Annotated in this window: 18 protein-coding genes; 4 read left to right on the top strand and 14 right to left on the bottom strand. The window is 64.6% G+C overall.

Annotated features, from left to right (window positions below):
* Positions 1–26: 26 nt before the first annotated feature.
* Complete coding sequence (malQ, locus tag BPHY_RS22070) at positions 27–2,171, top strand: 4-alpha-glucanotransferase (RefSeq protein ID WP_176061925.1); 2,145 nt, start codon at positions 27–29, stop codon at positions 2,169–2,171.
* Positions 2,168–5,002, top strand: a complete 2,835-nt coding sequence (treY, locus tag BPHY_RS22065) for a malto-oligosyltrehalose synthase (protein ID WP_012403675.1) — start codon at positions 2,168–2,170, stop codon at positions 5,000–5,002. Before malQ ends, treY begins: the two co-directional genes overlap by 4 nt.
* A gap of 3 nt (positions 5,003–5,005) precedes the next feature.
* Here treY and BPHY_RS22060 read toward each other — a convergent pair whose 3' ends face one another.
* Together BPHY_RS22060 and BPHY_RS22055 are read right to left on the bottom strand one after the other, a co-directional pair.
* Positions 5,006–6,349 carry a hemolysin family protein gene (locus BPHY_RS22060; protein ID WP_012403674.1) on the bottom strand — a complete coding sequence of 448 codons (1,344 nt, stop codon included), beginning with the start codon at positions 6,347–6,349 and terminating at the stop codon, positions 5,006–5,008.
* Positions 6,350–6,464: 115 nt separating this feature from the next.
* Complete coding sequence (locus BPHY_RS22055; protein WP_012403673.1) at positions 6,465–7,265, bottom strand: sensor histidine kinase; 801 nt, start codon at positions 7,263–7,265, stop codon at positions 6,465–6,467.
* A gap of 124 nt (positions 7,266–7,389) precedes the next feature.
* Between BPHY_RS22055 and BPHY_RS22050 the strand changes: the two genes are divergently transcribed.
* Positions 7,390–7,728, top strand: a complete 339-nt coding sequence (locus tag BPHY_RS22050; protein WP_012403672.1) for an FKBP-type peptidyl-prolyl cis-trans isomerase — start codon at positions 7,390–7,392, stop codon at positions 7,726–7,728.
* 31 nt (positions 7,729–7,759) lie between these two features.
* Entirely contained in the window at positions 7,760–8,533 is a 774-nt protein-coding gene (locus tag BPHY_RS22045; protein ID WP_012403671.1) for an AraC family transcriptional regulator, read from the top strand.
* 162 nt (positions 8,534–8,695) lie between these two features.
* On the opposite strand, the gene BPHY_RS22040 is transcribed toward BPHY_RS22045, so the two are convergent.
* From BPHY_RS22040 to BPHY_RS21985, 12 genes are all read right to left on the bottom strand, one after another.
* Positions 8,696–9,880: an O-succinylhomoserine sulfhydrylase gene (locus tag BPHY_RS22040; RefSeq protein ID WP_012403670.1), complete on the bottom strand. Its 1,185-nt coding sequence runs from the start codon at positions 9,878–9,880 to the stop codon at positions 8,696–8,698.
* 126 nt (positions 9,881–10,006) lie between these two features.
* The gene (gene purF, locus BPHY_RS22035) at positions 10,007–11,557 is read right to left on the bottom strand and encodes an amidophosphoribosyltransferase (RefSeq protein ID WP_012403669.1); all 1,551 of its coding nucleotides are present in this window, start codon (positions 11,555–11,557) and stop codon (positions 10,007–10,009) included.
* A gap of 135 nt (positions 11,558–11,692) precedes the next feature.
* Positions 11,693–12,187, bottom strand: coding sequence for a CvpA family protein (locus BPHY_RS22030; protein WP_012403668.1), 495 nt, complete (start codon positions 12,185–12,187; stop codon positions 11,693–11,695).
* Positions 12,188–12,194: 7 nt separating this feature from the next.
* Entirely contained in the window at positions 12,195–13,115 is a 921-nt protein-coding gene (locus tag BPHY_RS22025; protein WP_012403667.1) for an SPOR domain-containing protein, read from the bottom strand.
* Between the two features lie 27 nt (positions 13,116–13,142).
* Complete coding sequence (folC, locus tag BPHY_RS22020; RefSeq protein WP_012403666.1) at positions 13,143–14,453, bottom strand: bifunctional tetrahydrofolate synthase/dihydrofolate synthase; 1,311 nt, start codon at positions 14,451–14,453, stop codon at positions 13,143–13,145.
* Positions 14,454–14,580: 127 nt separating this feature from the next.
* On the bottom strand, positions 14,581–15,453 hold the full coding sequence (gene accD, locus BPHY_RS22015; RefSeq protein ID WP_012403665.1) for an acetyl-CoA carboxylase, carboxyltransferase subunit beta: 873 nt from the start codon (positions 15,451–15,453) through the stop codon (positions 14,581–14,583).
* Positions 15,454–15,533: 80 nt separating this feature from the next.
* A complete protein-coding gene (gene trpA, locus BPHY_RS22010) occupies positions 15,534–16,349 on the bottom strand; it encodes a tryptophan synthase subunit alpha (RefSeq protein WP_012403664.1) in 816 nt (271 codons plus the stop codon).
* A 32-nt stretch (positions 16,350–16,381) separates the two neighbouring features.
* Positions 16,382–17,299: a DNA-methyltransferase gene (locus BPHY_RS22005; RefSeq protein WP_012403663.1), complete on the bottom strand. Its 918-nt coding sequence runs from the start codon at positions 17,297–17,299 to the stop codon at positions 16,382–16,384.
* Between the two features lie 11 nt (positions 17,300–17,310).
* Positions 17,311–18,504, bottom strand: a complete 1,194-nt coding sequence (gene trpB, locus BPHY_RS22000; RefSeq protein WP_012403662.1) for a tryptophan synthase subunit beta — start codon at positions 18,502–18,504, stop codon at positions 17,311–17,313.
* Positions 18,505–18,562: 58 nt separating this feature from the next.
* Positions 18,563–19,270 carry a phosphoribosylanthranilate isomerase gene (locus BPHY_RS21995; RefSeq protein WP_012403661.1) on the bottom strand — a complete coding sequence of 236 codons (708 nt, stop codon included), beginning with the start codon at positions 19,268–19,270 and terminating at the stop codon, positions 18,563–18,565.
* Positions 19,267–20,070 (bottom strand): tRNA pseudouridine(38-40) synthase TruA, encoded by an 804-nt coding sequence (gene truA, locus BPHY_RS21990; protein WP_012403660.1) that lies wholly within the window; start codon positions 20,068–20,070, stop codon positions 19,267–19,269. Before truA ends, BPHY_RS21995 begins: the two co-directional genes overlap by 4 nt.
* On the bottom strand, positions 20,070–22,421 hold the full coding sequence (locus tag BPHY_RS21985; RefSeq protein WP_012403659.1) for a FimV/HubP family polar landmark protein: 2,352 nt from the start codon (positions 22,419–22,421) through the stop codon (positions 20,070–20,072). Before BPHY_RS21985 ends, truA begins: the two co-directional genes overlap by 1 nt.
* Positions 22,422–22,548: the final 127 nt, after the last annotated feature.

Raw genomic sequence — 22,548 nt, 5'->3', positions numbered from 1 at the left:
CACGACGCCCCGGCATTTCCATCGACATGCTCGCCGCACGCGCCGGCTTCGAAGTCGAGTGGGAAGACGCGCATCGCGAAAAACAGCGCGTGCCCGACAGCACGCTCGCCGTACTGCTCGAGCGCATGGGCCTGCCTTGCGGCAACGCCACGCAGATCCGCCAGAGCGCCGCGACTCTCGAAGCCGAACTGTCCGGCCGCAAGCTGCCGCCGTTGATGACGGTCGAATGCGGACGCGGCATCGCGCTGCCCGCGGCCGCGGTGAAGTCGGGCAGTCACTACCGGATCGAACTGGAAAGCGGCGCGGTGATCGACGGACGCTTCACGGCGCCCAAAGGCGAAGCGGCTCTGCTCTCGCCGATCGACGAACCGGGTTATCACACGCTCGTGCTCAACGATCATCGGATGACGCTCGCCGTCGCGCCTGCGCAGTGCTACACGGTCGCCGACGCATGGCAGACGATGCACGGCGACGGCAAGAAGCCGCCGCCGCTGTGGGGCATTGCAGCGCAAATCTACGGGCTGCGGCGCGTGGGCGACGGCGGCATCGGCGATTACACCGCCCTGACCACGCTCGCGATCGAAAGCGCGAAACGCGGTGCGCATGCGCTCGCGATCAGCCCGACCCACGCGATGTTCAGCGCGTTGCCCGGGTCGTTCAGTCCATATTCGCCGTCCTCGCGCTTGTGGCTGAACGTCACGCACATCGATCCTGCCGCCATGTTCGGCGCGCAAGCCGCACAGGCCGCGCTCGATGCAGCGGGAGGCATCGAGGCATGGACGAAGCTCGAAGGAGCGCCGCTGATCGACTGGAAGACGGCGACGCCGTTGAAGCTCAAGACGCTGCGCGTGCTGTTCGAGCGCTTCTGCGCAAACGACCGCGCACAGGACTCGCCGCGCGCGCTGGAATTTCACGGCTTCTGCGAGCGCGGCGGACGCGCGCTGGAAGACCATGCGCGCTTCGAGGCACTGCACGCGTTCCAGTTGCAGCACGATGGCGACGGGTATTGGCGCAAGTGGCCCGACGCGCTGCAAGACCCGCGCAGCCCCGAAGTCGAAGCGTTCGCGAACGAGCACCGGCACGAAGTCGAGTTTCATCTGTTTCTGCAATGGCTGGCGTCGAAAGGACTGTCGCACGCGCAGCATGCAGCGCGCGATGCGGGCATGGCGATCGGCCTGATCGCGGATCTCGCTGTCGGTTGCGATAGCGCGGGCTCGCATGCGTGGTCGTATCGCGACGACATGCTGCATGGCGTGTCCGTCGGTGCGCCGCCCGATCTCTTCAACCAGGCGGGGCAGGCTTGGGGCCTCACTACGTTTTCGCCGCGCGCGATGCGCACGCAGGGCTTCTCAGCGTTCATCGACATGCTGCGCGCCGCTTTCGCCAGCGCGGGCGGCATCCGCATCGATCACATTCTCGGGTTGCGGCGTCTGTGGCTCGTGCCCGAAGGTCAGCCCGCGAAGAACGGCGCGTACTTGCGCTATCCGCTCGAAGACATGCTGCGGCTCATCGCACTCGAATCGTGGCGGCATCGCGCGATCGTGATCGGCGAAGACCTCGGCACCGTGCCGCCGGGCTTCCGCGAGCGGCTCCGCGAACATGGCCTGGCGGGCATCCGCGTGCTGTGGTTCGAGCGCACGAAGGATGGCAAGGGCTTCATGGCGCCATCCGAGTGGGACCGGGGCGCCGTCGCCACGACGACCACGCACGATCTCCCGACTGTCACCGGCTGGTGGCGCGGCGAGGACATCGTGTGGCGCAACCGCGTCGGGCAGACGGCCGTGCGCGCCGACGGGCGTGACCCCGTCGCGCTCGCGCAAGCCGAACGCGACGACGATCGCGCCGCGTTGTGGAAGGCGTTCCAGCAAGCAGGCATCGCCGCGCCCGATGTCGAACCGCCGCCGCCCGAGGACGCGCCCGTCGACGAGGCGCTCGCGTTTGTCGCCGCGACCCCGTCGCCGCTCGTCACGTATCCGCTCGAAGATCTGCTCGGTCTCGCGGATCAGCCGAATTTGCCTGGCTCGATCGACGAGCATCCGAACTGGCGGCGCCGCGTGATCCAGCCCGTCGACGCGCTCTTCGCCGACGAAACGTTTTGCGACCGTCTGCTCGCGATCGAGCAGGCGCGCATCGACTCAACTTCAGCTTCCTCGTTGCCAGATACGCCATGACCGTTCCACGCGCCACGCTCCGGCTTCAGTTCCATCGCGACTTCACATTCGACGATGCGCTCGCGCACGTCGACTATTTCGCCGCGCTCGGCGTGAGCCATCTGTACGCATCGCCCATTACGACAGCCACGCCGGGCTCGACGCACGGCTACGACACGGTCGACTACGGCCAGGTGAGCGCCGAATGCGGCGGCGAGCAAGGCTTGCGGCGCCTCGCCGACAAGTTGCACGAACTCGGCATGGGCCTGATCGTTGACATCGTGCCGAATCACATGGGCGTGAGCAAACATAACGCGTGGTGGCAGGACATCCTCGAATGGGGCCGCCATAGCGCGTTTGCGCGCTACTTCGATGTCGACTGGCACTCGCCCGATCCGGCGCTGCGCGGCAAGGTGCTGATGCCCGTGCTCGGCGCGTCGTATGGCGACGAACTGTTCGCGGGCCGCATCGCGTTGCGCTTCGATGCCGACAACGGGCGCTTCAATATCGTCTATGCCGAGCATGAGTGCCCCGTATGTCCAATCGATTACGCGGCGATCCTGCAGTCGGCGGATCGCGCCGATCTCAGCGCGCTCGCCGACCGCTTCGCGCCTGTCACCACGCAGCCCGCCGATCATCCGCGCGCCGCTGCGGGCCGCGAAGCGCTGCGCGAATTCGTGCGGCAGAACGGCGCGTCGGCGATCGAGTTCGTGCTCGAAGCATATTCGCCGACCGACCCCGTCACGCGCGACCGCCTGCACCGACTGATCGAGCGCCAGCATTTCCGGCTCGCGTGGTGGCGCACCGCATCGGACGAAGTGAACTGGCGGCGTTTCTTCGATATCAGCACGCTCGCGGCCGTGCGCGTCGAGCGCGCCGAGGTGTTCGACGCCGTGCACGCGCTCGTCTTCCGGCTCTATGCAGAAGGTGTGATCGACGGCCTGCGGGTCGATCACGTCGACGGACTTGCGGAGCCGCGCGAATACACGCAGCGGCTGCGTCAACGGCTGGCGGAACTGCGCGAGGGCACGACGCCCTATATCGTCGTCGAAAAAATTCTCGGACGCGGCGAAGCACTGCGCGACGACTGGCCGGTGGACGGCACGACAGGCTACGACTTCATGAACGATGCGGGCGCGTTGCTGCACGATCCGGCGGGCGCCGCGCCGCTCGCCGAAGCATGGGCCGAACTGAGCGGCCGCCCCGCGAATTTCGCCGACGAAGCGCTGCCCGCGCGGCGCAAGATCCTCGCCGAGAATCTGCCCGCCGAACTCGATCGCGTGTCGCGCGCGCTGCATCGGCTAGCGCGCGACAGCATCACCACGCGCGACTTCACCTACACGGCGATCCGCCGCGTGACAAACGAGCTCGCCGCGCACTTTCCCGTCTATCGCATTTATACGCAGAACGGCCTGCGCAGTGCGGCCGACAACGCGTATTTCGACATTGCGCTGGAGGCCGCGCGGCAGACGGTGTCGCGTGCCGATCATGGCGTGCTAGCGCGCGTTGATGCGTGGCTCGGCAGCGGTGCGGACGAGAACGGCAGCGGACGCGGCGCTGCCTATAGCACACAGCCGAACGGCAATGCCAATCCGATCAACCACACCACGTCAGCGCGCCGCACCGTGCAGACAGTTTTCTCGCAACTGACCGCGCCCGTCGCCGCGAAGGCGATCGAAGACACGGCGTGCTACCGCTATGGGCGTCTGCTGTCGCGCTGCGAAGTGGGCGCGGACCCGGGCGAATTCGCGTTGACGGTCGAGCAGTTTCACGCGGGCAATCAGGAGCGCGCGCGGCGCTTTCCGCACGCGATGCTGGCGACGGCGACGCATGATCACAAGCGTGGCGAGGACACCCGCGCGCGGCTTGCCGTGCTGAGCGAAATCGCCGATGACTGGATTGCGACGCTGCATGCGTGGACGACTTTGAACACGCCGCATCGACGCGCCCTGAACGGCAGCGCCGACGACTGGGCGCCCGGTCCTGCCGCCGAGGCGGTGCTGTATCAGACGCTGGTCGGCTGCTGGCCGCCCGGTCTTTCGCCCGACGACCAGGCCGGCATCAAGGCGCTCGCAGAACGCGTCGCGCAATGGCAGCTGAAGGCGTTGCGCGAAGCCAAGCTGCGCACAACGTGGCTCGCGCCCGATGAAGCCTTCGAAAACGGCTGCCGCGAGTTCCTTTTCGACATTCTCGCGCCGCAGCGCCGCGATGGATTTCTGCGCGAGCTGAGCGCGTTCGTCGCGCGCATCGGCCGGGCGGGCGTGGTGAACAGCCTGCTGCAGACCGTGCTGCGTCTTGCGTCGCCCGGCGTGCCCGATCTTTATCAGGGCACCGAACTTTGGGATTTCAGCCTCGTCGATCCCGACAACCGCCGGCCCGTCGATTTCGCGCAGCGTCAGAAGATGCTCGGCGAAGCCCCGCCTTCCGACTATCTCGCCGAATGGCACGACGGCCGCGTAAAACTCGCGATCATCCAGCGAATGCTTGCGCTGCGGATGCAGATTCCGGAATTGCTGAGCAACGGCAGCTATCTGCCGCTCACGGTGCAAGGCAAACACGCGCAACGCGCGATCGCGTTCGCGCGGCGTCAGGGCAACTGCTGGGCAGTGGTGATCGCGACGCGGCTTGCAATGGCGTTGCTCGATCCTGGCAACGACGTGCCGCTCGTCGATCCGATCGCGTGGGACGACACGGCCGTGCAGATGCCCGAAGAGCTGTTCGGCCGTGCGCTGTTCGACTGGCTGAGCCCTGCCGCGCCGAAGGTAGAGGATACAGGGCTGCTCTATCTGCGCGAAGCGCTGACAACGATGCCCGTTGCGGTGCTCGTCGAGGATGGTGTGCCGCGTGTGTGAAGATCAGCCGCCTTCGTCGTCGAAAGTCTTTGGATAGACGCGCACGAGCACGATACGCGGGCCCTTCATTCGTTTGACGACCACGTCGAAACGGTCGAACTCCACACGCTGCCCTTCTTCGGGCAAATCGGCGAGCGCGTTGATCACGAGACCGCCGACCGACTCGGCACTGCCTTCGTCGATGTCGATGCCGAGCGCCCGTTCCAGCGACACGACGGGCAGGCTGCCCTTGCCCATCAACGTGCCGTCGTCCATGCGCGTCCAGTCCGCGTCGCCCTGGCGGAACTCGTCGTGGATCTGGCCGACCAGCGCACCCAGCAGGTTGTCGAGCGTCAGAAAGCCGATCGGCTTCGCGTTCTTCTTGCCGACCAGCGCGAGATGCGGCGCGCCCTTGCGAAAGCGCCGGAAGAGTTCCAGCGCGGGCATGTCGGGCTTCACGTACTGCACGGGACGCACGAAGCGCGTCAGGTCGTCAAGCGTGCTGCCCGCGTGGCGCGCGAGCAGCAGGTCCTTCAGGTGAATCGTGCCCGCGACACGTTCGCCCGTCGCATCTTCGAGCAACGGATAACGGCTGAAACGATGACGCGCGACGATCTGCATGTTGTCGCGCCATGACAGATCGCGGCGCAGGCTCACGAGTTCATGCGCGGGCCGCATCAGGTCGGACACGGTCATGCGCGAAAAATCGAGCGAATGCGCGATGGTGTTCCATTCGTCTTGCGAATAGGTGTCTTTGGGTGCGTCGAGTTTGTTCGTGGCGCTTGCGCGGCCGCCGCGCAGAATCAGCTTGAGTTCGTCCGTCGAATAATGCGCGTCGCCGCCGTGATCGGCGGCCAGACCGGCTATGCGCAGCACTGCGTTTGCGCTCGTGTTCAGCACCCAGATGGCGGGATACATCGCCCAATAGAAACCGTACAGCGGCATCGCGCACCACAGCGAAATCTGCTCGGCTTGACGAATGGCCAGCGACTTCGGCGCCAGTTCGCCGACCACGATGTGCAGAAACGAAATGCACGAGAACGCGAAGAACAACGAAATGCCGTGAATCAACTGCTCGTTCTGGATGCCGAGCAGATGGAACACCGGGTTCAGCAGTTCGGCAAACGCCGGTTCGCCGATCCAGCCAAGCCCCAGCGATGCGAGCGTAATGCCGAGCTGACAAGCGGACAGGTAGGCATCCAGGCGGCCATGCACTTTCGCAAGCAACTTGCCGCGCAAGCCGTGCTTCTCCGCGAGCGTCTGGACGCGCGTCTGCCGCAGCTTGACGAGACCGAATTCGGCGGCGACAAAGAAACCGTTGAGCGCAACGAGGAACAACGCGCCAATGAGGGCGACGACCTGGATCAAAGCGAAGAACTCCGGCAACAAAAGCCGTCAGTATAGAGCGCGAAAGGCACGCGAAAGCGATGTGCGCACATGAACTGGCCATGCGGCCAGGCCACGCGCGCTTCTATGTGTGCGCTCACGCGCCCGCGAGCGACGCGCGAAACTTGAGCGTGGAAGATTGGCCGTCGGCAAATTCGCCCTGTTCGAACGCACCGTCGTGCGCTTCGGCAACGCGCTTGCAGAGCGCCAGCACCCACGAAATGCGGCCGGCTTCGCGAGGGTGCGTGGCTTGCGCGCGCGCAAAATTTTCGAGCACATGAGGCAGCGCCGGGTCCGTCAGCGCGGCAGGGGTCGCCTGCCAGGAAACGGTGGCGCGCAGCGTCGCGGTATCGACGTCTGCGTCCAGCGTGACCGTCGTGCCGCTCGCGCTCGCTTCTACGGCGAACGTGACGAGCAGCCACAACGCAGCGGCGAGACGTTCCCGATCACCGTCCATCTGCTGTGCAGCGAGCGGCGTATTCAGCGCGAGCACGATCCCGCGTCGCGCGGCGAGCCCTTCGCGCACGTCGCCGATGGTTTCGTCGAGCAATGGACGCAGCGCGAACGGCGCGCGCTTCAACGCGAGCGCCTTCGTCTCTGCGCGCGTCGTATCGACGATCGATTCGAGCAGCTTCACCTGCTGGTCGACACCGTTGCGAATGCCTTCCAGCGCGCGTTGCGCGGTGGTGTCCTTTGCATCGATCTTGCGGTCGAGCACATAAGCCCAGCTATGAATGGCGTTCAGCGGACTGCGCAGGTCGTGCGACACGAGCGACAGCACGTGATCGCGCATAAAGAGCGCCGTTTCGGCGCTGCGTCGCGCGGTTCGCTCGGTGACAGCGGGCATCTCCTCGTTGCTGCCGGAAGAAGACGGGGTAGACGGGGTCACGATCGACATCCTTGTTGACGGTACATCGTTGGTTGCGGTCTGAACATTATAGGCATGGCTGTTCGGCCAATCTTCGCGAAGGTATGACAACCAGCCTACAATAGTGGTTTCGGACGATTACAAGGAGCATCGCATGACTGTCACCACTGAGTCGGGCCTCAAGTACGAAGACCTGAAGGAAGGCACGGGTGCGGAAGCGAAGGCGGGCCAGACGGTCAGCGTTCATTACACCGGCTGGCTGACGGACGGGCAGAAGTTCGATTCGAGCAAGGACCGTAACGACCCGTTTGCGTTCGTGCTGGGCGGCGGCATGGTCATCAAGGGCTGGGACGAAGGCGTGCAGGGCATGAAGGTCGGCGGCGTACGCAAGCTGACCATTCCGCCGCAACTCGGCTACGGCGTGCGCGGTGCAGGCGGCGTCATTCCGCCGAATGCCACGCTCGTGTTCGAAGTCGAACTGCTCGACGTCTAAGCGTTCCTGCATTCGAGCGACGTTTTGTGACATGAGCCACGCCGTCATCGACGCGCCCAGCGTTTCTCTGCGCCGTTATGGCGCGGTGGAGGCGTCGGACGTGCACGACTTTGACCAGATCGTGCTCGGTCTCGATGGGTCGATGGTGATGGCCGTGGACGGCATCGCGCACGAAATCGACCGGACGGCCGCGTGGCTCATTCCAGCCGGTTCGCGGCACGACTATGCGGGCGTCGGCGAGAACCGGCAGCTCGTGCTCGACTTGCCCGCGTCTTCTGTCGCGGTGCCGCGGCGTTTGTTCGAACGGGCGCGCGCGGTCTCTATCGACGGGCCGCTGACGGGACTCGTTTCGCGTATCGCGAGCCGCGCGACAGAGTATAGCGATGGCGATGCCGCGTGGCGGCGCTTCAACTGGGACGCGGCGGCAAGGTTGTGTGCTGCGATCGTCGAAGATATGGGCACGGCGGATGCTGCGCCGGGCGCTGGTCTCGATTTCGCGCGGATCGATGCATGGTTGCGGGCGCATTTGTGTGAGCCGCTTCGCATTGCCGATCTAGCTGCGCATTGCGGGTTCGGTATGCGGCGGTTTCATCAACTGTTTGTCGAGGCGTTCGGTGAGACGCCGCATCGGTATTTGCAGCGGCTGCGGCTCGATACTTCAGTGTCCTTGCTTGCGGATTCGGGCCGGTCTTTGACCGACGTTGCCCTCTCGGTCGGGTTTGGTGATCAGAGCGCTTTTACGCATGCATTCACGCGGCGCTTTGGGATGGCCCCGGGGCAATGGAAGCAGACGCGCTCGCGGTGAGGGTGTGCCGCGGTTGTCATTGTCGTGGTTGGCTCTGCGCTGACATCCGCGACGTCGTGTCGGTATTCATGCGTTGCCGCGTATACGTCAACGCATGAAGCAAAATGACATCACGTGGATACCAACAACCGGGCCAGCCAAAGAAGACGAACACAGTAAAAACTACAATCCTCTCGCGAGATCCTCGCGAATATCCCCGGCATTCTCCAAACCAACAGCAAGACGAATCAACCCTTCGGTAATACCCGCCGCCGCGCGGGCTTCCGCGGTAATACGCCCATGCGTCGTGGAAGCAGGATGCGTGATCGTCGTCCGCGTATCGCCAAGGTTGCCGGTAATCGAACAGATCTTCGTGCCGTCGATCACGCGCCATGCATTCGCACGCATCTGCTCTGGCGTGTCGCCCTTCAGTTCGAACGACACGATCGCCCCGCCCGCTTTCTGCTGACGCTTCGCGATCTCGTACTGCGGATGCGATTCGAGACCGGGGTAGAACACGCGCTTGACAGCCGGATGCCCTTCGAGCCACCGCGCAATTTCGAGCGCATTGGCCGACTGACGCTCGACGCGCACCGACAGCGTCTCGATGCCCTTCAGCAAGATCCACGCGTTGAACGCAGACAGCGTCGGTCCCGCACTGCGCACGAACGGGAACACCTTTTCCATGATGAACGGCTTCGAGCCGACCAGCGCGCCGCCGAGCACTCGCCCTTGTCCATCGAGGAACTTGGTCGCCGAGTGCATCACGACATCCGCGCCGAGCTTCAGCGGCTGTTGCAACGCCGGGCTGCAAAAACAGTTGTCGACGACGAACAGCGCATTGGCGGACTTCGCGATCTTGCTGATGGCCTCGATGTCCGCGACCTCGGTCAACGGGTTCGACGGGGTTTCGAGGAAGAACATTTTCGTCTCGGGACGAACGGCGTTCTTCCATGCGTCGAGATCGGTCGGATCGACGAAGGTCGTCGTGATGCCGAACCTGGTGAATATCTGCGAGAACATGCCGAGCGTCGAGCCGAACAGACTCTGCGAGCTGACGAGGTGATCGCCGGCCTGCAACGCCGACATCACCACCGACATGATCGCACTCATCCCAGAGGCCGTCGCCATGCACGCCTCGCCACCTTCGAGCGCCGCGAGACGTTCCTGAAACATCGTCACCGTCGGATTCGTGAAGCGGGAGTACGTGTAATAGTCCTCGGAGTTCTTAAAGCGCTCAGCGGCTTCCGCCGCACTCGCAAAGACAAAGCTCGACGTGAGAAAAAGTGCCTCGGAATGTTCGCCGAATTCGCTACGCAACGTGCCGGAGCGGACCGCGAGTGTGTCGAAGTCGAGGGAGTCGTCCATATCCGTTCCATTCCGTTTCTTCTGACGTCGCGCGAGCGCAATAAAAAAAGCCCGCTCTGCGTCGGCATAAGCGGGCTTCGTGAGCGCGAAACGGCGTAAGCCGAACTTCGCGTGATGCTTCCGGCCTTACTCGACCGACAACTGCAAATGCAACTGCGAACGCACGGCGCCGCCGTCCATCGCCTCGCTCGCGGCATCGCGGTCCGATTGCGCGGACGGAGCGAGACGCGCGGATTCGATGCGGTCGAGGTATTCCGTCGTCACGTCGCCCGTGATGTAGTTGCCGTCGAAGCACGATGCCTCGAAGTCCTTCAACGCCGGGTTGATGTCGCGAACCGCGTTCTTGAGCGCGTCGACGTCCTGATATACGAGGAAATCGGCACCGATCAGGCGCGCCACTTCTTCATCCGAACGGCCATGCGCGACGAGTTCGCTGCGCGTCGGCATGTCGATGCCGTAGACGTTCGGGAACTTCACCGGCGGCGCCGCCGAAGCGAAGATCACCTTGCTGGCGCCCGCGTCGCGCGCCATCTGCACGATTTCATGCGAGGTGGTGCCGCGCACGATGGAGTCGTCCACGATCAGCACGTTCTTGCCCTTGAATTCGATGCCCATCGCGTTCAGCTTCTGGCGCACCGACTTCTTGCGCACGGCCTGGCCCGGCATGATGAAGGTGCGGCCCACGTAACGGTTCTTGAAAAAGCCTTCGCGGTATTCGACGCCGAGCTTCGCGGCGACCTGCATTGCGGCGGGGCGGGACGAGTCGGGAATCGGCATCACCACGTCGATCTTCACGTCTTCCGGCAGTTCGCGCAGAATTTTCTCGGCCAGATAGTCGCCCATGCGCAGACGCGCGTTGTAAACGGGTACGCCGTCGAGTACCGAATCGGGACGCGCTAGATACACAAGCTCGAAAATGCACGGGTTCAGGCTCGCGTTCGGCGCGCACTGCTGCGCGTGGAAGTTGCCGTCGAAGTCGATGAAAATCGCCTCGCCCGGTGCGACGTCGCGCACGAATTCGAAACCGATGCCTTCCAGCGCCACCGATTCCGATGCCAGCATCCATTCCGTGCCCGACGCCGTTTCCAGCTTGCCGATACACAGAGGACGAATGCCGAACGGGTCACGGAAGCCGAGCAGACCGTAGCCGGAAATCAGCGACACGATCGCGTACGAGCCGCGCACGCGGCGGTGCACGCCCGATACCGCCTTGAACAGCGCGTTCGGATCTAGCTGCAGGCCCGAGCTGGCAGTCTGCAATTCGTGCGCGAGCACGTTGAGCATCACTTCCGTGTCGGAATTCGTGTTGATGTGGCGGCGATCGACGCGGAACATCTCGTCTTTCAGCTGCTGCCAGTTGGTCAGATTGCCGTTGTGCGCGAGGATGATGCCGAACGGCGCGTTCACGTAGAACGGCTGGGCTTCCTCTTCGCTCGACGCCGAGCCCGCCGTCGGGTAGCGCACCTGGCCGATGCCGCTCGTGCCGGGCAGACTGCGCATGTTGCGCGTGCGGAACACGTCGCGCACCATGCCGTTCGCCTTGTGCATGTGGAAAGTGCTGCCGTTCGCCGTGGCGATGCCGGCCGCGTCCTGGCCGCGGTGCTGCAGCAGCAGCAGGCTGTCATACAGCAGCTGATTGACGGGAGACTGGGAAACTACGCCTACGATGCCGCACATGGCATGTCCTTCAAAGGGTACGAAATTCGATCAGAGCGGCCTGCCTGCGAGACAGCCGCGCGCGCCGTGGTCCTGCATGCTTCACCATCGGCCCGCCTTGTCATCCGCCTTCGCCCCTCGCGTGCAACGCGATCGTTACACGTGGACGTAGGCGGCGAGCGTTTCGGGAAGCAGAGGCTTCACCTCTCGCACGCCCTGCTCGGCGTAGGGCCGCAGCAGCGCGTTGCGCCAGAATTCCTGTTTGGGCAGTTCGGTCAAGCCAGCCAGGGCGACCAGAACAAGCACCAATATGACCCCGCGTACGAGGCCGAACATCAGTCCGAGCGAGCGGTCCACACCGCCCAGGCCGGACACCTGCACCAGCCGGTGCAGCAAAGCGTTTGCCACGCTCGCCACCAGGATCACCCCGATCACGATGGCCGCGAACGCGATCAGCCACTGCGTCAGCGCGCCGCCCGGCCAGTTCGCCGGCACGAAGGGCACCAGCAACCCCACGAAGCGCGCCGCCACCAGAAACGCAACGACCCAGCCGATCAGCCCGAACACTTCGGACAAAAAGCCGCGCCAGCCGCCGCGCAGCGCCGACAGCCCGATCACCGCCATTACAGCGTAGTCGAACGCGGTGAACATCGCCGGATTACTGCGCAGTGCCGTTGTTCGCACCCGACGACAGGCCGGCCTCGCGCACCTTCGCGATCGCCGCCGACGCCGCCGCACGATCCGCGAACGGACCGGCGCGCAACAGGGTGCGGGTAGAGCCGTCAGCCTGCTTGCGACGCTCCGTATATGCGGGCACGCCCGCCGCTTTCAACTTGTTCGCCCACGTATGTGCGCTCGCGTCGTCCTGAAACACGCCGAGCTGGACCGCGAACCGGCTGCCAGGCGGCGTCGCGGGCGTGCCCGTTTCGGTCCCGGAGGCGGCTGCCTGCGCCGTCTGTGTCGATTGAGACGCTGCGGGTTTCTGTTCCGGTTTTGCTGCGGGCTTCGCTTCGGCCTGCGGCTTCGCCGCGGGCTTGGCAGCCTGCGCCGGCGTATCGTTCGCGACGATGGCGGGCGCCTGCGGCTTCGCCGGTGTCACGGCGATCGGCGCATTCTTGCTGTCGCTGCCGCGTTGCGACGCGACAGCGCCCGACGCTGCCGTGCCCGATGCAGCAGCGACATTCGAAGCCGCCAGGGCGGCATCCGGTACCGCCGGGTTGTCCGGCGCGACGCCTGCCTGCGTGTCGGTGTCTTCCGCCGCGCGCGATTTCGACGCGGGGCGGTTCGGAATGTCGATGGAAATGTCGTCGGTGACGGGCTTCGGATGCGAATCCAGCACCATCGGCAGAATCACGACGGCGGCGATCACCATCGCGATCGCGCCGACGAGGCGGCGTCGTGCACGCTGCTTTTCAGGAAGCGTCGGATCGAGCAGCATCGCGTCCGCGTCGCCGGAACGCTCCGTACGACGGCTGCGCCGTTCGACCCGCTCCGCGCGTTCAGCACGACCACTGCGACTGGAATTTGCGCCGCGCCGCGTAGGTGCGTCGTCTTTCTTGCCGAACGAGAAAATACCCATGAATGGCTTGGTTCGAGGCCCGCGCGTTCAGTGTTGCTGCGATTTACGGTAGGCCATCACGCCTGCAACCGTATAGAAACTGCCGAAAACCACAATTCTATCATTGTCGGAGGCTCGTTTTATCGCGTCCTGGAAAGCTTCTGCCGGGGTCGCGAAACGCTTGACACCGCCGTCCGGTCCGTCGACAACGCCCGCATCGCGCAGTGCGGCTTCCAGTTCTTCGGCGCTGGCGGCGCGCGGCGTCGGCAGATCGGTCACGTTCCAATGGTCGATTTCGCCCTTCAAATGGCTCAGCACACCCGCGATGTCCTTGTCCCGCATCGAGCCAAATACCGCATACGTGTACGGGAAGTAGCCCATGTTGCCCAGATTCTGGCCCAGCACGGCGGCAGCGTGCGGATTGTGGCCCACATCCAGCACGATCGACGGTTTGCCCGGCAGGACCTGGAAGCGCCCCGCCAGTTCGACGTTCGCGAGGCCGAGACGGATGTCCTGCGCCGACACGGGGAGCCGGTCACGCAATGCTTCCAGCCCGGCGAGCGCGGCAGTCGTATTGATCAACTGATTCGCTCCGCGCAGCGCGGGATAGGCGAGTGCGGAGCGGCGCATCGTCGGTCCGATATAGCTCCACTGCTGCCGCTCGTTGCCGGGTTGCGCTTCGTAGCGGAAATCGCGCCCAAAAAGCCACAAATCGGCGCCGATCTTCTCCGCGTGCTCAACCAGCGTCTGCGGCGGAACTGGATCGGCGCAAATTGCCGGCTTGCCCGAGCGGAAAATACCCGCCTTCTCGAACGCGATCTTGTCGCGGGTATCGCCGAGGAAGTCGGTGTGATCGATGTCGATGCTGGTGATGATCGCGCAATCGGTATTGAGAATATTCACTGCGTCGAGCCGCCCGCCCAGCCCGACTTCGAAAATCACCGCGTCCAGGCCGCGTTCGGCGAACAGATGCATGATCGCGAGCGTCGTGAACTCGAAATACGTTAGCGAAACCGGCTCAGGCAGCGACCGGCGCGCCCTTTCCACGGCCTCGAAATGCGGCAGCAATTCCGCGTCCGTCGCCATTTCACCGTTGATACGCGCGCGCTCGTTGAACGACAGCAAATGCGGCGATGTGTGACAGCCAACGCTATAACCGGCGCGCAGCAGGACCGATTCGAGAATCGCGCAGGTGGAGCCCTTGCCGTTCGTCCCGCCGACGGTAATCACAGGGCACGCGAACGACAGTTGCAACGCGTCGCGCACCTTGCTGATGCGCGCAAGGCCCATGTCGATTCCGACGGGGTGGGCGGATTCCAGGTGCGTGAGCCACGCGTCGAGAGTGGGGAAAGTGGTCATCTGAAAAACTGGCAGTGCGGACCAGAATTATCCTAGAAATGACAACGCGCCGCTTGATTACCTCTGGCGGCGCGTTGGCTTTTTCCGACTCGCCGCGCAGGATGAGGCGCGGCATCAATTAATACGTTCAGGCGACTGCGTCCGCCGGCTGGCGCGTCAGAAGCGCCATCAGCTGCGCGAGTTCCTCGCGCAGCTTGCGACGGTCGACGATCATGTCGATCGCTCCCTTTTGCAACAGGAACTCTGCGCGCTGGAAGCCTTCCGGCAGCTTTTCACGCACGGTCTGCTCGATCACGCGCGGGCCGGCAAAGCCGATCAGCGCCTTGGGCTCGGCGATCACGACGTCGCCGAGAAACGCGAAACTCGCCGAGACGCCGCCCATCGTCGGATCGGTCAGCACGGAAATGAACGGGAGCTTCGCTTCGGACAGCTTGGTCAGCATGGCCGTGGTCTTCGCCATTTGCATCAGCGACAACAGGCTTTCCTGCATTCGCGCACCGCCCGAAGCGGTAAAGCAGATAAACGGCACATTTTGCTCGAGCGCGTTCTGCGCGCCGCGCGCGAAGCGCTCACCGACCACCGAACCCATCGAGCCGCCCATAAACGCGAACTCGAAGCACGCCACGACGACGGGCAGCGTGTGGATCGCGCCGCCCATCACGACCATTGCGTCGGTTTCGTCGGTCTCGTCCATCGCCTCTTTCAGGCGATCCGGATATTTGCGGCTGTCTTTGAACTTGAGCGCGTCCACGGGCAGGATTTCCTGGCCGATCTCGTAACGGCCTTCCGGATCGAGCAAGCCGTCGAGCCGTTCGCGCGCGCCGATCCGCATATGGTGGTCGCACTTGGGGCAGACGTGCAGATTCGCCTCTACGTCGTTGCGGTACAGGACCGCTTCGCACGACGGGCACTTGATCCACAGCCCTTCCGGAATGCCCTTGCGGCTCTTCGGGTCGGTTTGCTTGATTTTCGGCGGCAACAGTTTGTCGAGCCAGCTCATGATGATTCCTTCCAGGATTCGCGATACGCGAGGCGGCGCAGCAGATACGCGCCGCCTTGCTAACCGCGACAAAAATGATGTTATCCGGCAGTCGCGCCGATGCTGTCGAGCGCCTGGCGAATCTCCTTGATGAAGTTCGTCAGTTTGCCGGCAGCGGACTGGGGTGCTGCTTCTTCGAGCAATTGCACGATACGGCTGCCGATCACGACGGCATCGGACACTTCGGCGACGGCGCGCGCGGATTGCGCGTCGCGAATGCCGAAACCGACGCCGACCGGCAGCGGTACGCGCGACTTGATTGCCGGGATTTTACCCGCGATGCTCAAAACGTCCAGATTCGCGGCGCCCGTCACGCCCTTCAGCGACACATAGTAGACATAACCGGACGCGATTTTACCAACCTCCGCGATGCGCTCGTCTGTCGACGTGGGCGCCAGCAGAAAAATCGGATCGATTCCAGCTGCCTTCATCGTTTCGGCGAAGTTGGCAGATTCTTCCGGCGGATAGTCGACGACGAGCACCCCGTCCACGCCCGCATCCTTCGCGGCCGCCGCGAACGCGTCGGCGCCCATGCGCTCGATCGGGTTGGCGTAGCCCATTAGCACGACGGGCGTCTTGTCGTCGCTTTCGCGGAAGCGCTTGACATCGGCCAGCACGTGCCTGAGCGACACGCCCTTCGCCAGCGCCCGCTCCGACGACTGCTGAATCACGGGCCCATCTGCCATCGGGTCGGAAAACGGCACGCCGAGTTCGATGACATCGGCGCCGCCCTTGGCGAGCGCGTGCATGAACTCGACCGTGCGCGCCGGGTCGGGATCGCCGGCAGTCATGAATGGAATCAGACCTTTCTTACCCTGCGCGGCCAAGGCCGCGAACGTCGATTGAATACGGGACATGGAATTTTTCTCGAAGTGGGTGACTGCGCTATTCAGGCCGATGCCGTCGGAGCGGTGACGGCGGCCTTGCGGCGGGAACCAGCCGGGGGCGGATTTGCCGCCAAGCTGACGCGTTCTCGCGCGATCGCGCAGTAACTCTCGTTAATCTCATAGCCGACGAATTCGCGCGTCTGACGGGCGCAAGCGACGGCCGTCGTGCCGCTTCCCATGAAGGGATCGAGCACGCGGCCGCCCGGAGGACAGCTCGCCAGGACCATCCGCTCGACGATTTCGAGCGGCTTTTGGGTCGGATGGTCAACCCGTTCCGCGTGCTGCCGGTGCAAACGGGAGACGGACCAGACGTCCTTGGGGTTGTAGCCGAGCTCCAGCCACTTGCTTCCCTCGAACAACTTACGCGAACGCGCCTTCTTTGTGACGGCATCGTACGGGATGCGGACGGGATCGAGGTCGAAATAGTAGTCTTTCGAAACCGCGAAATAGCCGATGTTGTCATGCACCGACGTGAAACGGCGCGTCGTGCCGCCCATGCTCGGCACGCGGCGGTCCCAGATAATCTCATTGACCATCAGGAGCCTGCGCTTCAGAAACACGAAGATTTCCGGCGCGTACTGCCACGTGCAGAAGATATACAGCGAACCGGATGGCTTGAGCTTCGGAATGGCAAGATCAAGCCACGCACGCGTCCAGGCGAGAAAATCCTCGCCGGAGCGCATGTCGGAATCGTTGCCGTAGTCCTTACCGAGACCGTAAGGCGGATCGGCGACGATCAGATCGATCGAGCCGTCCGGCAGATTCGCTGCATCGGTTAAAAAATCGCGGTTCAGGAGCTGTATGCCGGGCGGCATGGCCAACAACGGCGCGGCTTCCGTCCGTTGCGAGGCCTCGGCGACGCCACCTTCGGCGTCGCCCTTCAGCACAGCGGGCTGCGGCTCCTCGAACTCGTCACGCATCGTCGCGGCGCTCAGAACTGGATGCCCGATCGCTCCGCGACCGTGTGCATGTCCTTGTCGCCGCGGCCCGACAGGTTCACCAGAAGGATCTTGTCCTTCGGCAAGGTCGGCGCGAGCTTCGCCGCGTACGCGAGCGCATGGCTCGACTCGAGCGCAGGAATGATGCCTTCGATACGGCAGCAGTCGTGAAACGCCTTGAGCGCTTCTTCGTCGGTGATGCCGACATATTCGGCGCGGCCGCTGTCCTTGAGCCACGCGTGCTCAGGCCCGACGCCCGGATAGTCGAGACCCGCCGACACGGAATGCGTCTCGATGATCTGGCCGTTCTCGTCCTGCAGGAGATAGGTGCGATTGCCGTGGAGCACCCCCGGACTGCCGCCCATCAGCGAGGCCGCGTGTCGACCTGTGTCGATGCCGTCGCCGGCGGCTTCGACGCCGATCAGTTTCACCGACTTATCGTCAATGTACGGGTAAAAGATGCCCATCGCATTCGAACCGCCGCCAACGCACGCGATAACGGCGTCTGGCTGACGGCCCGTCAACTCCGGCATCTGCACCTTGCACTCATCGCCGATCACGCGCTGGAAATCGCGCACCATCATCGGATAAGGATGCGGACCGGCGACCGTGCCGATGATGTAGAAGGTGTTCTCGACGTTCGTGACCCAGTCGCGCATCGCTTCGTTCAGCGCATCCTTCAGCGTGCGCGAGCCGGACTCGACGGGCACAACGGTCGCGCCGAGAAGTTTCATGCGGTAAACGTTCGCCGCCTGACGGCGCACGTCTTCCGCGCCCATGTACACGATGCACTCCATGCCGAAACGCGCCGCAATGGTCGCCGTCGCCACGCCATGCTGGCCCGCGCCCGTCTCCGCAATCACCCGCGGCTTGCCCATGCGCCTGGCCAGCAGCGCCTGGCCGATCACGTTGTTCACCTTGTGCGCACCCGTATGGTTCAGGTCTTCGCGCTTCAGATACACCTGCGCGCCACCCAGCAGTTCGCTCCAGCGTTGTGCGTGATAAACGGGCGAAGGACGACCGACAAAGTACTTCAGCTCGCGCTCGTATTCGGCGATAAAGTCCGGGTCTTGGGAATATTTCGCGTACGCTACGCGCAGTTCATCAAGCGCGTGAACAAGCGTTTCGGCGACGAACACGCCGCCATATTGGCCGAAATGGCCACGTTCATCGGGTAAATTGTACATATTCCGTCACTCTTCTCAGCTGCCGCCCGCACATGAAATGCGCAGCACGGCCAGGGAATCATCGGGCGTCCGCTTCGCGCACCGCGCGCACGAACGCCGCCATCCGGGCGTGATCCTTCACACCCTTTGCGCCCGCCACTTCGATGCCGCTCGAGACATCGACCGCGTACGGACGCACGCGATGAATCGCATCACTGACGTTTTGCGTGCTCAACCCACCACTCAAAACGGCCCGACGCGCGAGCTCTTGTGGAATAAGTGACCAATCGAAGACCTTCCCGCCGCCGCCATAGCCTTCGACATGCGTGTCGAACAGGAGACCACTGGCGGCCGAATAGTTAAGCGCCGATTTTACCAAATCGGGCGGCTCAGTATCAGCCGCAACGCGCAATGCGCGCAACCAAGGCAAACCCGCAACGCCCGCCAGTTTCTCGCACTGTTCCGGCGTTTCGTCGCCGTGGAACTGAAGCATAGTCAGCGGCACGTTGCAGATGACTTCGTTGAACCACTCGGACGAGGGATTCACAAACAGGCCGACGACCGACACAAACGGCGGCACGTCGCGCGTCATCTCAACCGCCTGCGCCACGCTCAGCGCGCGCGGACTCGGCGGATAAAACACGAGGCCGATCGCATCGGCGCCGAGATCGATGGCATGGGCCACGTCGGCGGCATTGCCGAGCCCGCATAGCTTGATTCGAGTGCGGCGCGGCAAGGCGCCGGCGGCGAATGAAACGCTTTCGGCTGAGGTGTCTGCGGAGGTCATGAGTCTGTCCAAACGGTGCTCCAGGGAACGCTGCCCGCCTGCGGCGCGGGCACGGCAAACGTCTCAGGATAGCCCACTTGAGCGAGATACAGCCCGTCGGGCATGAAGGTAGGCGCCGCGCGATTGCGGTCGCGGCCGTGCAGGACTTCCGAGAGCCAGGCGGCCGGATATCGACCCCGGCCTACGGCCACGAGACAGCCCATCAGGTTGCGGACCATATGGTGCAGGAACGCGTTGGCCCGGAAGCGGAAGTGGATGAAATCGCCCTGCGGCCGGATGTCGATCTGATACAGATGCTTGACGGGCGTTTTGGACTGGCATTCCGACGATCGGAACGCCGAAAAATCGTGCTCGCCGATCAGACAGGCAGCCGCCTCACGCATCGCATCGACATCGAGCGGCGTGTGAATCCAGCCGGCGCGGGACGCGAGCATCGGCGAGCGCACGGGATGCACGTACAGCGCGTAGTAATACGTGCGCTCGAAGGCCGAAAAGCGCGCGTGAAATGCATCCGGCATTGGCTTGGCCCATTGCACCGCGACCGTCGACGGCAAAAACGCGTTGGTGCCGCGCACCCACGAAAATTCGGCGCGATCCAGTTCCGTATCGAAATGCACGACTTGCCCGAGACCGTGGACGCCCGTATCCGTGCGCCCCGCGACGACCGTTTGCAGTGGCGTCAGCGCGAACTCGCGCAGCGCCCGCTCGAGTTCGTCCTGCACCGTCTTGCCGTGCGGCTGCGACTGCCAGCCGCAAAACGCTGCGCCGTCGTACTGGATGCCAAGCGCGATCCGCGTCATCACGAAAGCGGCGCGAGTGTCGACAGCAACGCGCGCGCGTCGGCGCGCGTGTCGGCATCGTTCGATTCGATCACTTCGTTGATCAGCGTGCGGGCACCGACGACATCGCCGAGCTCGATGTACTCCGCCGCGAGATCGAGCTTGTTGCGAGCGATACGCGCGATCTCGTCCGGTGAGAACGACGGCACGGCCTGCGCCGGCGACGGCGGAAGTTCGAGGTCGAAATCAAGCTTCAACGCGCCGAAGCGCGACGCGCCCAAACCGGCGACGGCCGCCGCACCTGCCGTGCCGGCGATGATCTGATCGGCCACGGCAGGCGATTGCGGCAGATGCGAAGACACCGCCTGCTGCGCCGTGATTTCAGGCGCGACGACGGGCTGCGTCGCCAGCGAACCCGGCGGTGACACGGCGGATGCAGCCGACGCGGACGGCTCGGTGCGCGGCGGCAACGCGAAGTCGTCGATGCTGTCGAGCGCGCGCATCGCCTCGCGCGGAAATTCGTCCGGCATGGCCGGCTCCAGCGGCGGCGGTGCGCCGAGCGGCAGCGAGGCGGGAGCGTGCGGCTCCGGCTCGTCTTCGGCGTCAGCGTGCGTTTGGGCGGCTGCGGGCAGCGGCTCGATCGGTTGCTCGTGCTGCGCAGCGGGCTCGACATGACCGGACTGAATGGGCGGCGCGGCAGTCACGAAGGGCTGCTCGAAAGTCGGCTCGATCTGCCCCGAATCGGGCGCCGGCCCGAGGTCGAGCATGAAAGGCTTGGACCTTGCACCCGATTCGTCGTCCGACGCTTTGATCGGCTCGGCGAATTGCGGCACGACCGGCTCGCGGAGCGAGGTTTCGTCGAGCGGCCGCTGAGCGGCGCGCGTATCGGCGGCGGCTTCGTCTGGCGTCAGTTCCTGTTCGCGGGCGGTCAGCGCCAACTGGGCGACTTCGGCGGCCCGCGCCTCTTCGCGTGCCGGATCGAGCGATTCACGCGGAAGTGCATCGGCGCCGAGCGTCGCAGCGGCGTCGAGTGCTGCTTCGGCGGACGCGACGTGGAAGGTTTCCGGCTCAGACCTGGATGCAGCCTCGGATTTGACCTCGGGCGAGCTTGCTGCCGTCTCGTACGCCGCAGCAGCGGTGGCGGCCGCGCTGAGGCGGTGCGACGACTCGTCCGATTCTTCCTTCACCGCCGACGGCACCTCGTGGCTCGGTGCGACGGCAAGCGGCGCAGCGGCAACGGGCGGCGTTACATCCTCGTGCGCCATCTCCGCGCTCGCCGCTTCCTGCGCACGCGTGGCCTTCCGGCGTCGGCGCGCCGTCACACCGGCCAGCAGCGCCACGAGCGCAGCGCCTGCGATGGCCGCGGCGCCCAGATACTCCTGCGGAATCCCCGTTGCTGGGCTGACGGACGGTGCCGCCGATGGAGCGGCGTGAGCCGGTGCGCCGGCGCCGGGCGCCGCACTGGAAGGCTGCGTCGTGCCCGTCGCGGCTGCGGGATTCTCATTCGTGCCCGGCTGTTTGCCGATGCCGTGCTTCTGCAATTCCATCAGCACGCGATTCTTCAGTGCCAGCAACTGCTGCAAGCTCGACGGACGCGCCTGCGAAGCGACCTGCGCGTTGGCGGCGGGCGCGCCCGAAGACGTGGCAGCGGGCTCGCTGCCCTGGACGGAGCCGATGTACGAATGTGTGCCGCTTGCCGCAGGCGCAGAAACGCCGCTCGCGGGCTGCGCCGCCGCTGCCGGCGTAGACCCGCCTTCGGGCGTCGCGGGGGCACTCGCGCCTTGTGTTGCGGCCGCGCCCGTTGTCGGCGATGTCGCCGCTTCCGACGACGATGCGCCCGCTCCAGCCGCAGCACTGGCGCCAGGCGCCGTCGCAGCAGGCGCGGCAGCCGAAGCCGTCGCAGAAGCGGTGTTGCTGCCCGTAGCCTGCGCCGCCGGAGCGGACGCGGCGGACGCAGGCGCCGGCGCCGATGCCGCACTGACTGGCGCACCCGTCGCGTCGACGGGCGGTAGATTGAGGACCGCGCCCAGCCTCAGACGGCTCGGGTCGTGCCCCATGAACGCGTTGGGATTCGCGTCGAAGATCGCCTTTGCCGCGCGCGCCAGGACGGCGCGGTCGCGCGACTGCGTCATTGCTATTGCGGCGTCGTTCAGCGATTGCCCGGGCTGAACGGTGAATTGAGCGCCTCCAGCATTGACGCCCACCGGCGCGCTCGCGCCAGTCGCCGCGCTTGCCGTGCTCGTGGCCGCTGTCTGGGCATACGTCGCAACTGAAGTCGACAGCATGCCGGCGAAGACGATTGCGACGGCCGCCGCAATCTGTTGTGAGCCGCTGCGTGTGGCGGCTTGAAGAAAAGGGAATCGGGCCGTCATCGGGACCTTTCGTGCGCGGTCATGCGGCGCATGCGTAGAAGTGTTGGCGACAAGATTCTGAAATGCACAATAAAAAAGCGCCGCGAAATCGCGACGCTTTTTGGAAGTTTTGAACGCGTCGTGCAGC

This window comes from Paraburkholderia phymatum STM815, from assembly GCF_000020045.1.
GTDB lineage: Bacteria > Pseudomonadota > Gammaproteobacteria > Burkholderiales > Burkholderiaceae > Paraburkholderia > Paraburkholderia phymatum.
The sequence above is the reverse complement of the archived record's forward strand: the minus strand, read 5'-3'. Positions and strand labels throughout refer to the sequence as shown.